The sequence below is a fragment of the Micromonospora chokoriensis genome (assembly GCF_900091505.1).
GTDB lineage: Bacteria > Actinomycetota > Actinomycetes > Mycobacteriales > Micromonosporaceae > Micromonospora > Micromonospora chokoriensis.
In genome coordinates this window covers 588,924-602,382 of the sequence record NZ_LT607409.1, presented here as the reverse complement: position 1 = coordinate 602,382, position 13,459 = coordinate 588,924, and the positions used below count along the sequence as shown (strand labels likewise).

Genomic DNA, 13,459 nt, shown 5'->3' with positions numbered 1-13,459 from the left:
GGGGCTGACGCCTGGGCAGCGGGCGTCCAGAACTGCGAGGTCATAGCTTGCTGACTGGTGACCTCAAGCTCAGTGTCGACTGTTGCCTATGGCTTCTTGTCGCGACCGCGAGAACGAAGATGAGGTTCACGTTGCGTAAAAAGTCCAGAGCTACCGTTATGAGTCTCGTCAGCGCCTCGGCAGTCGTGGCCGTTGGTCTTGTCGGGACAGCGGCTGCTGTCGCGGGGGCGGCAGCCGAAGATGTGCCGACTGACACGAACGGCGGATCGATCGTCGAGGACTTCGCCTACCCCGGCGCGGCTGCAATCAAAGCCGAGCAAGGGATCACTCTGATCTCCGGCGATGGTCACATCATTCTTGTCGCTTGTTCAACGCCGCCAACTGGTGACATCGGACTGCTGAGGGTCCGTACGACAGATCCCATCGGTCCGGCCAGCTCCCGCGTGTTCTGCTTCAAGATTCTCGCCAATACTGGGTACCTCAAGCTGGAGCTGCCGACGGTGTACGAGATCCGCGGCGACGGGTTGACTAGCGGCGCGGGTCACGAGGTGACCGCGACCGTGGCAACCTCGGAGGGCGTACTTCCGCCGGTGCAGTGCGATCCAGACGGCTTCACCCAGGTTGGCGAAGGCATCAATCCGGAGAACGATCCGACGACGCTGCTGGAGCTTAAAGTCACCGGCTGACGAAAGCGCTTTCCCGAGACCTCCGATGATGTGTCTCGGGTCCGCCCCCGTGGGGTCCTTCGCGACGCCGCTGCGGCGATGGAACGGCGACACCCGGTTACGCACTGAAAGAGGTACCTGACGTTCAGCGATCAGGTACCTCTTCCAGTGCTGCCTATGAATTGGATAGCCGACTACGTACACCTTGATCGGGCGAAAGACGCTCACTCCGTACAGCCGGGCCGCAGCAGCACCTGAATCTGCGGTCCGTTGATAGCAAGGCCGATGTTCAGCTTTTTAACGGGGAGGTTGGATCTTGAGGTTCTCGTTGGGCAGACCACACGGGGTAAAACGAGCGTTGCCGACCATGCTCGCTGTGATCATACTGCCGATCTTCGCGGGCTCGTCGCCAGCGGAGGCCGAAGAGCCGGTCCCGGCAACGGTGGAGCGCGGGCAGGTGGTCACCGCCTGGCTAACGGGCGGTGAGCAGGTGCGTGCCGCCGCCGAGCAGGCACTGCTCGGTACAGACGAGCAGGTACGCGCCTTCCTCGCGGCGGAGTGGCAAGACCGTCAGACGGTGGACGACCGACTTGCCGTCAATCAGATGATGGCAGCCGGCGGCTCCGCCCTGCGCACCGTTGCGACGGCCGCTCTGGACTCGGAGGCTCCGGGAGCCATCTCGACTTTCCTCTCGTCAGGCTGGCAGCAGGCCGCAGACACCGACCAACGCGTTCGGGTTAATCAGATGATGGCTGGCGGCGGCACGAAGCTTCGCCAAGCGGCTCAGGCCGCTCTGGACGCCGACAGCTCTACAGCGATTGACGCATTTCTCGCCTCCGGTTGGCAGGCACCGTATGAATCTGATCTGCGTCTCAAGGTGAACCAGATCATGAACGCCGGAGGACCTCGGGTCCGTGAGGCCGCGACGCGTGCGCTCGACGCCGACACCACTGAGGCGCTCATCCAGTTTTTGAGCTCGGGCTGGGCGACTGCAGCAGCTCGTGACCAGGAGCTGACCGCGATTACTGACCTCACCAAAGCCGCAGTCGCTGCCAGCGAGGAGGCGACCCGGGAGACCGAGGCTGCCACAGAGCAGGCGGATCGAGCTGCACGGGCGGCGGACGCGGCGCGCAGGGACGCCGAGGCAGCAAGGGAGGCTGGTCAGCGGGCTGCGGGTAACGCCGCTGCCGCCGCGGCAGCCGCCAAACAGGCAGCAACCGCCGCGACGAATGCTGCGAAGTCCGCCCGCGAGGCAATCGGTGCCTCCGCAGCCGCCAGTTCGGCGGCTCGGAAGGCTTCGTCGGCTGCAGCTCGCGCGGCCTCCGCCGCAACATTGGCGCAGCAGTCCTCAGCGCGGGCATATCGATCGGCTTCTGCCGCCGCCCGCGATCGCACGAAGGCCGGGGAAGCAAAGGCTGCGGCACTGGCGGCCAGTAACGCTTCGATTGCGGCAAAGGACATTGCGGTCGCAGCTGCTAAGGCCGCAGACGCGGCACTACGTGCCGGAGACGCCGTCAAGGCTGCTCTGTCGGCGGGAAACAACGCCGCCCTGGCAGCTGACGCTGCGAAGGCCGCAGCCGGCCATGCCAGTGCCGCCGGCGCCGACGCGTCAGCTGCCAGCAAGGCAGCAGCGACGGCGCGCGCCAACGCCGATCGCGCTGGGCGCGCAGCCCGTGCTGCTACCGCGTACGCCGCGACAGCCGCCAGAGCGGCCTATGCAGCCCGAGACGCCGCAAATCGTGCTGCTGAGGACGCCGAGGCCGCCGCGAGGGCCGCGAACGATGCCGCGGACCACGCTCGCGAGGGTGCGGAGGCCGCTCGTCTCGCCACCTTGCATGCAAACGCGGCCAGCGCCGCCGCGCAGACTGCGGTCGACGCCGCCGTCAAGGCCAAGGAGGTTTACGACGCTGCTCGTGCCGTCGACGTCGAGCGGATCGCAGTGGCGACCGACCAGGGTAAAGATGTTGCCCGGGCTGCACTTGTCGCGCAAGAGGAATTCGATCGTCAGGCCGAGTGGAACGATGAACAAGCCGAGAAACGTGGGGCCGAGACAAACCAGCTGATCGCCCTCGCTGCCTCGCCTACGACTGATCCGGTGGTGGCGGCTGCCGCCGCCCGGAAAGTTGCTCTCCGGCTGGGACAGGCAGACAGCGCCTGGACCAGCGCCGCCGCGCAGGAGGCGCTGGGGGGTACCGACACCGAGGTGATCGAGTTCGTCCGTACAGGTATTCCGGCCGCTGCGGCTCAGGACAACCGGGAAACGCTCTCCGACATGATGGCGGTGGGCACCCCAGCGTTGGTCCAAGCGGCCGAGGCCGCGCTCGCCAGCTCGGACGCCGCAGTGTCGCAATTGCTTCAGACTCGCAACTATCCCGGTCGAGAACTTGAGGACCGCCTGGCGGTCAACCAGATCCTGGCCGCCGCCAAGCAAAGCAACAGTACGCAGCTGATCAAGGCGGCGGAGGCGGCGTTGGACTCCGCCGATCCGCAGGCACTGCGAGGCTTTCTTGATGTGGGCCAACACACGGCTGCGGCGATCGACGAGCGCCTCAAGGTCAATCAGGTCTTGGCTAGCCCGGAAAGCGGCCCAGAGGTGCGGGCCGCCGCCGAGATCGCACTCGAGGGTCCTCCAGCGTTCCTAAAGGAATTCCTCAACTCGGACCAGTACACCGCGGCTGAGCGGGACTTCGACGCGGCCGTGCACGAGAACGAGGTCCTTGCTCTCCTCGAGCACGCCCAGGCGGCGGCCAAGAAGGCCACCGAACAGGCGCTCAAGGCACAGGAGGAGGCGGCTCGTGCCTGGGGGCATGCCGCTGAGGCAGAAGAGTACGCCCAGCAGGCGAACGCCGCGGCGAACGCTGCGGCGGTGCACGCGGGGCAGGCTGCTGCCTCAGCTCAGGCCGCGGAAACCAGCGCCAGGAAAGCGGCTACCTCGGCAAAGACGGCCAGAGATGCTGCCGCCAGCGCGCGCAACTCGGCCGACCGGGCTACGCGTGCTGCCGCCTCGGCCCAGTCGTCCTTCCGGGCCGCCAACAAGTACGCGAGCGATGCCTACCGGTCGGCTCGTTACGCGTACGAGCAGGCGCTAGAGGCGCGTCAGGACGGGGAAACTGCCCTCGACGCGGCCAAGCGGGCCGCGACTGCCTTCAATGAACGCATTGAGCAGATGCGCAAGGCTGCCGAGGATCAGATCAAAAAGAGCCAGGAGAGCCAGAGCCGGGAAAATGCTCGGAAGCTGTTCGAATGCGAGGGCTACCGCAACCTTGGGCTCACCGACGAGTGGATGACCTGCTCCCGTAACGTGCTCGCAACCGAAGAGGAACTGGTAAAAAAGCTCTACTGGAACGCTGACCAGTGCAAATTTGTCTTCAGAAGCACCACCAGCGACGCGTATCGCACATGTCTAAGCACCGTGCTCGACGGCGACTTCGAGCTCGGTGTAGCGTGGCAGTTCGCCAAGCCGTGGGTGGATTTGTTCACCGCAGTGCTTGGTACGGCGAACGTGGGCCTGCAGTTCGCGTGCAGCGGCATCTGCGGCATCTTCGCGTTGGGGATCGAGAGTTACTACATGGGCGCGCCAGGCAGCCCGGCTGAATGGATTGACCAGTTCCTCAAGACTCCGTTCGATACCGTGAAGCGCCTGAGGGCGCTGTCGCAGTTGGAAAAAAGTCTGGTCCAGCAGAGATCCGAGCAGTCGGCTCTCAGCCGGATCGCCGAGCGGCTCAACGGTTGCGTCACGGACAGTAACAGCTTCATCGGGTCCACGAAGGTGCTCCTCCCGGGTGGTCGGAGCAAGGCCATCAAGGACGTGGCGGTCGGTGAGCGAGTGGTCGCAACCAATCCGGCGACCGGCCTCACGGGCGACTACCCGGTCACCGGTGTGATTGTCGGCAGTGGGCTCAAGCAACTCGTCGATGTCAAGGTCGACACGGACGGGGCTCGAGGCGGTGCCGCTGCAGAAATTTCCGCGACGGACAACCACCCGTTCTATTTGCCCGACTCGAGTTTCTGGGCGAACGCCGGTGGCCTTGGATCTGACAAGCGACTGCTCTCGAACGATGGTTCCCGGGTAGGAATCGTCGGTGTCAGCCGGCGTGCCGAAGAAACCAGGGTTTACAACCTGACCGTCGCTGTCCAGCAGACCTTCTACGTCCTCGCCGGGTCGACGCCGGTCCTGGTGCACAACTCGGGTGCCTGCCCTCGATTCTGGATGGACCTTAATGACCTGCGTCACCACTACATGTCTCGCAACCCGCAGACCGGCAAGATGCACGCGTTCGACTTCGGCATCGACGCGAACTTCAACAACCTGAACGGCCAGCGTTTCTTGTCGGTTATCAAGGAATTCGTCAAGGCCCCGGGTACCATATCCTTCCCCGGCACGTTCCGCGGCAAGCCGTGCATCCACTATGTGGATCCCTCAACTGGTCTGCATGTATCAATGGGGACGCAGGGCGCTGAAAGGGGAATGTATCTTGCGGGCTGGAAGTCGCCAATTGACTCGGACCAGTTCCTTTATCTGATGCGAGACGGTGTCTTGTGACAACACGGCAAGGAGTGGGCAGTGACCGACCCAGGCGAACCGACGATCGAGATTCGGATGACCACCGATGAAGCGTTGGTCATGTCTGACTGGATTTGGCGGCTGCAGCGGAGCAAAGCAAAGCTCGAAGATCCCGCACTCTGGATGCCGCTCTACAGAATTGGCGGAAGTATCGAAGGCGCACTGGTGGAAATCTTTCATCCTGACTACGAAGAGAGAGTGGCTGCTGCCCGAAAGCGCCTACTCATCCAATTAAACGTGGACGAGAATGGGCGACAGTTGGACGAATGAATGTTGACACACCAAGGGCGGAGGCTAGGCCTCCGCCCTTGGTGTGTGCATGGACGGCCAAGCTTCTCGCGTCGACTATGGTGGGACCGTCCATGCTCGCTGATCCGTGACTGAACGGCCCGTTCAGATTGCCATCCTTGGCGGAGCTAGCCGCTCCAGTGATCGGCGACTCCATCCTCGATCACGTTCGCCCGCGCAGCGACGATGGAGCGAGGATGTGGCGCCCAGCAAACCTGGCCACTGGCGGCAGTTTGAGTCCGACTACAGCAGGGTCAGTTGCTCGGCTGCCGACGGTGGCGGTGGTTCGGGCAGGTTGCGGTTGTCGCCGCGTTCGCCGCGGTGCATCCCGTGCCGCCGGGCGGCGATCCGGACCCGTGCGGTCACCTCCCGCTGGTACGCCTGCGGCGCGTACGCACCGGCCCGGTACAGCTCGCGGTAGCGGGGGACCAGGTGTGGATGCTCCCGGGCGAGCCAGGGCGCGTACCACTCCCGTGCGCCGGGGCGCAGGTGCAGGGGCAGCGCTGTCACGCTGGTCGCCCCGGCCGCCGCGATCGCCGACACGGTGGCGTCGATCGACGCGTCGTCGTCGCTGAGGCCGGGCAGGATCGGGGCCATCAGCACTCCGACGGAGAAGCCGGCGTCGGTGAGTGCCCGCACCGCGTCCAGTCGGCGGCGCGGGTGCGGTGTGCCCGGCTCGACGGACCGCCAGAGCTGTTCGTCGACGAACCCGACCGAGAACGAGATGCCCACGCTGGTGACCTCGGCGGCCTGACGCAGCAGCGGTAGGTCGCGCAGGATCAGCGTGCCCTTGGTCAGGATCGAGAACGGGTTGGCGAAGTCCCGGAGCGCGCTGATGATCTGCGGCATCAGCCGGTAACGGCCCTCGGCCCGCTGGTAGCAGTCGACATTGGTGCCCATCGCCACGTGCGCGCCCCGCCACTTCGGCGCGGCAAGCTCCCGCCGCACCAGCTCACCGGCGTTGACCTTGACGATCACCTTCCGGTCGAAGTCCGCACCGGCATCGAGGTCGAGGTAAGTGTGAGTATTTCTCGCGAAACAGTAAACACAAGCATGACTGCATCCCCGGTACGGGTTGATCGTCCACTCGAAGGGCACGCGGGACTGCCCGGGCACCCGGTTGAGGATGGACTTGGCCTGCACCTCGTAGAAGGTCATCCCGGCGAACTCGGGGGTGTCGAAGGTGCGGGCGACGGCGCCGGGCAGCGCCAGCGGCAGGGGTGGCGTCGCTGGCGCTGCCCGCTCGGGGTCTCCCTCGACCGGGGGAGCGGTGAGGTTGTCCCAGCGCATGGGCACTATTCGAACACGTGTACGAGCAGGGCGCAAGTGACCCGCCGTACACCGGTGGGTGTTCGGGTGGTCGGTGAGGGGAGGATGGACCCATGGAGACGTCGACCTTCGTCTACGACGGGGACTGCGCGTTCTGCACGCAGTGCGCGGATTTCATTGCCCGCCGCATCCCGACCGGCGCGCGGGTGGTGCCCTGGCAGTTCGCCGACCTGGACGCGCTCGGCCTCACCGTGGCCGAGTGCGAGGAGGCCGTGCAGTGGGTCGGTGCGGACGGCGTCCGCGCCGCCGGCCCGGATGCCATCGCGAAGCTGCTGGCCGGCAGCGGGCCGATCTGGCGGATGGCCGGTGCGGGTCTGCGGTTCCCGCCGGTGCGCGTCGCGGCCTGGCCGGTGTACCGCTGGGTGGCACGCAACCGGCACCGCCTGCCCGGTGGCACGGCGGCCTGTTCCCTGCCACAGGAAGCCCGCGAGCGGCTCTACGGCCCGGCGGGCCGCCCGACCACCGAGGCCTGATCGCCGAGCGGTGGCGACTCCGCGTTCGCGCCCACCCGGGTCTGATCCGGTGGCGGGGTCGCGGCGGGGCCGCGACCCAGGAGCCGGCGGGTCCAGACCAGCGGGCGGACCCGTTCCAGCGGCAGGAAGCTCGTCATCGCGGCCAGGTGCGGCGCGAACGAGATCGTGATGGTCGCGATCGTGACCACGTGGAACGAGTAGAAGAAGCCGACCATGGCGTGTCGCCAACGGGGTGGCAGGAAGAAGACCACCGGGCTGAGCAGCTCGAACGCCACGATGCCGAACTGGGCGGCGATGAGCAGGTACGGCACCTGGGCGATGAGGTCGGCCAGGTCGGTGCCGCGCCGGATGATCGCGCGGGCCAGCACCGAGCCGGTGAGCCAGTCCAGGCCGCCGAAGCGCAGCTTGGCGAAGGCGGCCAGGAAGTACGTGCAGATCACCGCGATCTGGGTGACTCGCAGAGCCCAGCCACCGGCCTCGGTGCGGGTGGTGTCGCCGTGCCGGGCCCGACCCGCGGTGGGGAGCACGGCCAGCGCGACGAGCAGCCCGAACCGGTCGTGGTCGACCTTTCCGTAGCTCATCGCGATGATCATCCACTCCAGGTAGAGCGCGCAGACCGCCCAGCCGAGCAGGCGGGGGGCTCGTCCGGTCGCGGCGAGGAGGGCCAGCGCCAGCAACGCCCAGAAGATCACCGTCACCAGCGTCTCGGTCGGCGTCGGCAGGGGGAGCAGGCGACCGATCAGCAGCGGCTGGTAGAGGTCGCCGGGCACGCTGACCCGGGTGCGTACCCAGGGGGTGAAGATCACCAGGTCGGCGGCGACGAAGAGGTAGATCAGGGTCCGGAACGCGGCCACCCGACCCCGGGGGACGGCCTCGGTCAGCCAGCGGGTCATCGGGTCGCCTGCCAGCTGACGACGGTCTGGTCGGTGTACTGCCCGGTCGGTCGGCCGGCGCGGATACCGTGCCAGCGGATGACGATGCGGACCTCGACCAGCGCGGGAACGTCCGGGTGGCGTTCGGCGTACGCGTCGGCGACCTCGGTGAGCAGCGTCGGGTCGGCGGCGTACCGGGATTGCTGACCCTCGATCTCGGCGCGACGGATGCCGGTCGCGTCCTGGTCGAGGTCGATCACCGTCCCGGCGCTGTTCACCCCCTCGACGCGGGTGTCGGGGGCGGGCGCGTTCGGCGGGTTCGAGGTGGAGTACATCCGGAACGGGCCGAACGGGAAGTCGTCGTCGCTGCCCCAGAAGGTGCCGCCCAGGAGCAGGGCGAGGCCGAGTGCGGTCGCGCCGAGCCGGGTCACGCGCCCGCGGGTGGTCAGGGTCTCCATCGGGTCGTGACGATACGGGATGTACCGGCCGTGCCGGGTCCCACCGACGGTCAGTCCGGCCTGGCCGGGTAGGTGATCATGCAAATGCCTTTGGGAGTACGACGAAGGCCGGGCCCGCACCGGGCCCGGCCTTTCGTGTCGTTCGGACGACTCAGTGGTTGTGCTCGGCCAACTGCTTGCGGACGTCGTCCATGTCGAGGGCCTCGACCTGCTCGATCAGGTTCTCCAGCGCCGACTCGGGGAGGGCACCCGGCTGGGCGAAGACGATGACGCCGTCGCGGATGGCCATGATCGTGGGGATCGACCGGATGTCGAACTTGGCGCCCAACTCCTGCTGGGCCTCGGTGTCGACCTTGCCGAACACGATGTTCTGGTGCTTCTCCGAGGAGCGCTCGTAGACCGGGGCGAACCGCTTGCACGGACCACACCAGTCGGCCCAGAAGTCGACCAGGACGATGCCGTCGTTGCCGGTCACCTCGTCGAAGTTCGCCGAGGTCAGCTCAACGGTTGCCATTGCACTCTCCGATCACCGCGGTTTGTCTACGACCCGTAGAACCCGGGCTGACCGTATCGAATTCCCGGGGTGTGGGTCACGAAACGTGCCAGGCCCGGCCGGGGGTCGGGGACCATCGATCCGCGTCTGTTTATCCCCGTCCTGCGGAACGCAAATGCATGACGCACTTGCGTGACCTGCGGTAATGGGAGCGTTTCCAGGGAGATCCACCCGATTGAGCTCTACGAATCGGTAACTTGGGCCGTGACAAGGAGGTATCCGGCCTGCGGAGATCGCTGATCAACCTCCGCATCGTCACCGAGAGTAGTGTTACAAAAAGATAAATGTGACGCCGATCTCTGTTGAACCTACGCCGCCGTAGGGCAGACTTCTCGGCATCAGAGCGTGGGCGGCGGGTGCCGGGGAGGGCCCCGCCGCTCATTGCGTCTCCCCCCGGGTGCCAGTGACCGGTGTGACTTTTCCACCGCCGACGCGCCCCGCCAGTCGCCTTAACCTTCGGTAAGGCATGCTGTGCCGAACTCCATCGCCGCCCGTCGAAGGGGACCAGGATGCAGTTCGGCCGCTACTACGAGGAGTTCGAGGTCGGCGCGGTCTACCGGCACTGGCCGGGCAAGACCGTCACCGAGTACGACGACCACCTCTTCTGCCTGCTCACCATGAACCACCACCCGCTGCACATGGACGCGCACTACGCCGAGACGGCCAGTCAGTTCAAGCGCAACGTCGTGGTCGGCAACTACATCTACTCCCTGCTGCTCGGCATGTCGGTGCCCGACGTGAGCGGGAAGGCCATCGCCAACCTGGAGGTCGAGTCGCTGCGGCACGTCGCGCCGACCTTCCACGGCGACACCATCTACGGCGAGACCACCGTGCTCGACAAGCGTGAGTCCGGCTCCAAGCCCGACCGGGGCGTGGTGTCGGTGGAGACCCGCGGCTACAACCAGGACGGCACCATGGTCTGCGTCTTCCGGCGCAAGGTCATGGTCCCCAAACGGGAGTACGCGGCCGCCGCCGTCCCCGACGGGGTGGACCCCGAGCGGCCCAGCTTCCCCGAGCCGCTGTGACCTGACCGCCGACGGACCGCGGGCCCCTTCCCGCCGCAGCGCGTTTGCGCTGGAAGAGGCCCCGCTCCCGTACGCGGGGCATATGCTGACGCCCGGAGGTTCCGATGAGCCACTCCGTCGCCGGAGAGCCGCCCTCTGCCGGCCGTCGAGCCGCACCGTCGACCACTGCTGCCTACTCCGCCGCCGAGTGGGACCTGCTCACCAGCCTGCCCGGCCGGGTCCTCGTGGCGGCTGCCGCCTCCGGCCCCGGCCGCGTCGAGCGAGGGGTCATGGCCGGTCTCGCCGGCCTGGACGCCGTGGCCGCCGGCCGTGCCTTCGACAGTGATCTCGTTCGCGCGGTGGTCGCCGCGATCTACGCCCGGCACGACGGCACCCCGCAGGCCACCGAGCAGCTCACCGACCTGGTGGACCTGTTGGCCGCCTGCCGGGCGGCGCACCGGGTGCTGGGTCGGCACGCCGACCCCGCCGACTCGGCCGCGTACCGCCAGTGGGTGCAGTCGGTCGCGGCCCGGGTGTGCCGCGCGGTGCCCAGCCCCGGCGAACGTCGGGTGGACCACCTGGCGACCCCGGCGGACCGGCGCTTCCTGGACCGGCTCGGCGCCGCCCTTGGGCTGCGGTGACCCGGCGGGCCGCCGCAGCGGGTGCCGCCGTGGTCCGTACCCTCTGATGACCGTGACCGAAGACCAGCTTGAGGTGGGTGTGGGCCCCTGGCCGGGGGACCTGCCGGACGACCCGCGTTACGACAGGCAGTTGCTGGCCGAGGGGGACCGGCGCAACGTCGTCGACCGCTACCGCTACTGGCGGCACGAGGCGATCGTCGCGGACCTGGACCGGCACCGGCACGGTTTCCACGTCGCCATCGAGAACTGGCAGCACGACTTCAACATCGGCACCGTGGTCCGCAACGCCAACGCGTTCAACGCCGCCGAGGTGCACATCGTCGGCCGGCGTCGGTGGAACCGGCGTGGCGCGATGGTCACCGATCGGTACCAGCACGTGCGCCACCACGAGACGATCGAGGAGTTCGTGGCCTGGGCGGACGAGCGCCGGCTGCCGGTGTTCGGCATCGACAACCTGCCCGGTTCGCGTCCGCTGGAGACCGGCACCCTTCCCCGGGACTGCGTGCTGCTGTTCGGTCAGGAGGGCCCCGGGCTCTCCGCGCCGGCCCGAGCGGCGTGCGCCCAGCTCTACTCCATCGCCCAGTACGGCTCGACGAGGTCTATCAACGCGGGTGTGGCCAGCGGTATCGCGATGCACGCCTGGATCCGCGCCCACGCCGGCCCGCCGCCGGACTGATCCGCGCCCGGACGCCGAATTGGACGTTCCCGCTTGACGTGCCGGCGGTACGGGGTGACGGTGGGGATGTGAGTGTCGCGGTGAGTTGTCCGAGATGCGGGGGCCCGGTACGGGCGCCGGATCTGATGCACACCGACTCGAGATGCGTGCGCTGCGGCCCGGTGCCGCCGCTGCACGTGCCCGAGCACATCGGAGCGGACATCGTGGCGAGCGTGGTGGAGCGGATCACCGCGACCGCGGATCCGCCGGTCACGCCGCTCTGGTGCCCGTGGCCGCTGCCGACCGGCTGGACGCTCACCGGCGTGGCGTACGCCGGGGACGACCGGACGGGAGTGCGCGCGACAGCGGTGGCCTGCGCGGGCCCGGCGCCCCTCGGTGGTGGTCCGGCGGACCTGGTCTTCGTGGCCGAGGAGCCGGGCGTCGGCCTGGGCACCCGCCTCGCCGGACTGGCCGGACCGGACCCGGGTCCGGAGCTGGTCGACGCGTTGACCGACCCGGGGCCGGGTCATCCCGACCACGTCGGGCAGGCGAAGATCAGGGTCGCCGGGCATCCCACTCCACTGTGGTTGGTGAATTCTCCGACGGATCGAAGCGCGTACGCGGGCGAAGCTCGGGGAATGTGGCTCCATGCGATAGCCTGGCCGGCGAGTGCGGGTCACCTGCTCGCGGAAGACGTCGTGCTGCACGACCTGACCGAGTGGACTCCGCCCGAGCTCGTGTACGGCGCACCGTCCCCGTACTTACCCGGGAGACCTTGACAAGTCTCCCGGTTTGACGGAGAACGGACGCAGATATTCACTGTACGACACCACACTGATACTCTGGGTGCCGCTGCGGTAATGGGACCCGGCGCCGCGCGAGAGGATGGCCCGCCATGGTCAAGAAGGTCCTCACCTGGGCCGGAATCGCATTCTTGATCTTCTTCGTCGCCTACCGGCCAAACTCGGCGGCTGACGTGTTCAAGTCGCTCGGCGGCGGGATCATGGATATTGCGCAGGGGTTCGGCGACTTCTTCACCAGTCTCGTCGCCTAGCCGCCGATGGGCAGCCCCTCCGGTCCACCCTTCGACCCGGACGACCCCGACCGGGAGCGCCGCGAGCGCGACACCGAGCCGATCCCGCGGATCGGGCCTGATGACGGCCCGGGCTACGGGGCCGGTCCCGGTCTCTCCGACGGTCCGTCCCTTTCGGACGACGTCGGCTACGGCGACGGGCCCGGCTATGCCGGCCAGGGTCGCTCCGGTCGAGGGTGGATCCGTGATCCGGAGGCGAGCTACCAGCCGCCTCAGATCTCCGAGGACGAGCTGGCCGGGTTGCGCGCCGACGCGACCGGCTCGACACCTCGTCGGGTGCTGCCTCTGGAGGACGAGCCCAGCTCGCTGGTGGCTCGCTACCTCTTCCCCACCGAGCGCTACCGGGGTGAGTGGAAGCGGCACTGGATCCACCTCACCAACCCGCTGTTGATCGGCATCGCGGCGACCTTCGTGCTCGGCTACCTCTCCGGCTTCCTCGCCGGGCAGGACGTCGGCGCGTTGACCACCATCGCCGTGCTGCTCTGGTTCGCCGTGATGGGCTGGGTGGCGTGGAAGGTCGCGGACTGGTGGTATGACCGTTTCATCCTGACCAACAAGCGGGTCATGGTGGTCAACGGCATCGTCACCCGCAAGGTGGCCATGATGCCGCTGGTCCGGGTCACCGACATGAAGTACGAACAGACCCCGACCGGGCGGGCGCTCAACTACGGGACCTTCGTGCTGGAGTCCGCCGGCCAGGAGCAGGCCCTCCGGGAGATCAAGAACCTGCCCAACCCGAACGAGCTCTACCTGCGCGTCGTCGAGGAGATGTACGAGCCGCAGGCAGTCGAGGCGCGGCTCGGCAAGGAGGCCGACGAAGCCAAGGCCGACGACGGGGCGTGAAGCTTTTCGACCGAACATCGG

The 13,459-nt window shown here is 67.5% G+C and carries 14 protein-coding genes; 10 read left to right on the top strand and 4 right to left on the bottom strand.

Features of this window, described 5'->3' with window-relative positions:
* Positions 1–158 precede the first annotated feature (158 nt).
* From GA0070612_RS02765 to GA0070612_RS02755, 3 genes are all read left to right on the top strand, one after another.
* Positions 159–686, top strand: coding sequence for a hypothetical protein (locus GA0070612_RS02765; RefSeq protein ID WP_231924441.1), 528 nt, complete (start codon positions 159–161; stop codon positions 684–686).
* Positions 687–1,032: 346 nt separating this feature from the next.
* Positions 1,033–5,208, top strand: coding sequence for a polymorphic toxin-type HINT domain-containing protein (locus tag GA0070612_RS02760; protein ID WP_088986482.1), 4,176 nt, complete (start codon positions 1,033–1,035; stop codon positions 5,206–5,208).
* 21 nt (positions 5,209–5,229) lie between these two features.
* Positions 5,230–5,499, top strand: coding sequence for a hypothetical protein (locus GA0070612_RS02755; RefSeq protein WP_231924440.1), 270 nt, complete (start codon positions 5,230–5,232; stop codon positions 5,497–5,499).
* Between the two features lie 261 nt (positions 5,500–5,760).
* On the opposite strand, the gene GA0070612_RS02750 is transcribed toward GA0070612_RS02755, so the two are convergent.
* Entirely contained in the window at positions 5,761–6,807 is a 1,047-nt protein-coding gene (locus GA0070612_RS02750; RefSeq protein WP_088986481.1) for an Rv2578c family radical SAM protein, read from the bottom strand.
* A gap of 92 nt (positions 6,808–6,899) precedes the next feature.
* Here GA0070612_RS02750 and GA0070612_RS02745 point away from each other — a divergent pair, with 92 nt between their 5' ends.
* Positions 6,900–7,319 carry a thiol-disulfide oxidoreductase DCC family protein gene (locus GA0070612_RS02745; RefSeq protein ID WP_088986480.1) on the top strand — a complete coding sequence of 140 codons (420 nt, stop codon included), beginning with the start codon at positions 6,900–6,902 and terminating at the stop codon, positions 7,317–7,319.
* Here GA0070612_RS02745 and GA0070612_RS02740 read toward each other — a convergent pair.
* The 3 genes from GA0070612_RS02740 to trxA form a co-directional block, all read right to left on the bottom strand.
* Complete coding sequence (locus GA0070612_RS02740; protein WP_088986479.1) at positions 7,283–8,212, bottom strand: HTTM domain-containing protein; 930 nt, start codon at positions 8,210–8,212, stop codon at positions 7,283–7,285. The genes GA0070612_RS02745 and GA0070612_RS02740 overlap by 37 nt on opposite strands.
* Positions 8,209–8,649, bottom strand: a complete 441-nt coding sequence (locus GA0070612_RS02735; RefSeq protein ID WP_088986478.1) for a hypothetical protein — start codon at positions 8,647–8,649, stop codon at positions 8,209–8,211. The genes GA0070612_RS02740 and GA0070612_RS02735 overlap by 4 nt, the downstream gene beginning before the upstream one ends.
* A gap of 151 nt (positions 8,650–8,800) precedes the next feature.
* Positions 8,801–9,163, bottom strand: coding sequence for a thioredoxin (trxA, locus tag GA0070612_RS02730; RefSeq protein ID WP_030329190.1), 363 nt, complete (start codon positions 9,161–9,163; stop codon positions 8,801–8,803).
* Positions 9,164–9,711: 548 nt separating this feature from the next.
* Between trxA and GA0070612_RS02725 the strand changes: the two genes are divergently transcribed.
* The 6 genes from GA0070612_RS02725 to GA0070612_RS02705 all read left to right on the top strand — a co-directional run bounded on the left by GA0070612_RS02725 (position 9,712) and on the right by GA0070612_RS02705 (position 13,438).
* Positions 9,712–10,227 (top strand): MaoC family dehydratase, encoded by a 516-nt coding sequence (locus GA0070612_RS02725; protein WP_088986477.1) that lies wholly within the window; start codon positions 9,712–9,714, stop codon positions 10,225–10,227.
* Positions 10,228–10,331: 104 nt separating this feature from the next.
* Complete coding sequence (locus tag GA0070612_RS02720; protein ID WP_088986476.1) at positions 10,332–10,847, top strand: hypothetical protein; 516 nt, start codon at positions 10,332–10,334, stop codon at positions 10,845–10,847.
* A 52-nt stretch (positions 10,848–10,899) separates the two neighbouring features.
* Entirely contained in the window at positions 10,900–11,523 is a 624-nt protein-coding gene (locus GA0070612_RS02715) for a TrmH family RNA methyltransferase (protein ID WP_088991227.1), read from the top strand.
* Positions 11,524–11,648: 125 nt separating this feature from the next.
* Positions 11,649–12,281, top strand: a complete 633-nt coding sequence (locus GA0070612_RS02710; RefSeq protein ID WP_088986475.1) for a DUF6758 family protein — start codon at positions 11,649–11,651, stop codon at positions 12,279–12,281.
* Positions 12,282–12,397: 116 nt separating this feature from the next.
* Positions 12,398–12,556: a hypothetical protein gene (locus GA0070612_RS31765; RefSeq protein WP_007455302.1), complete on the top strand. Its 159-nt coding sequence runs from the start codon at positions 12,398–12,400 to the stop codon at positions 12,554–12,556.
* Between the two features lie 6 nt (positions 12,557–12,562).
* Positions 12,563–13,438: a PH domain-containing protein gene (locus GA0070612_RS02705; RefSeq protein WP_088986474.1), complete on the top strand. Its 876-nt coding sequence runs from the start codon at positions 12,563–12,565 to the stop codon at positions 13,436–13,438.
* Positions 13,439–13,459 lie beyond the last annotated feature (21 nt).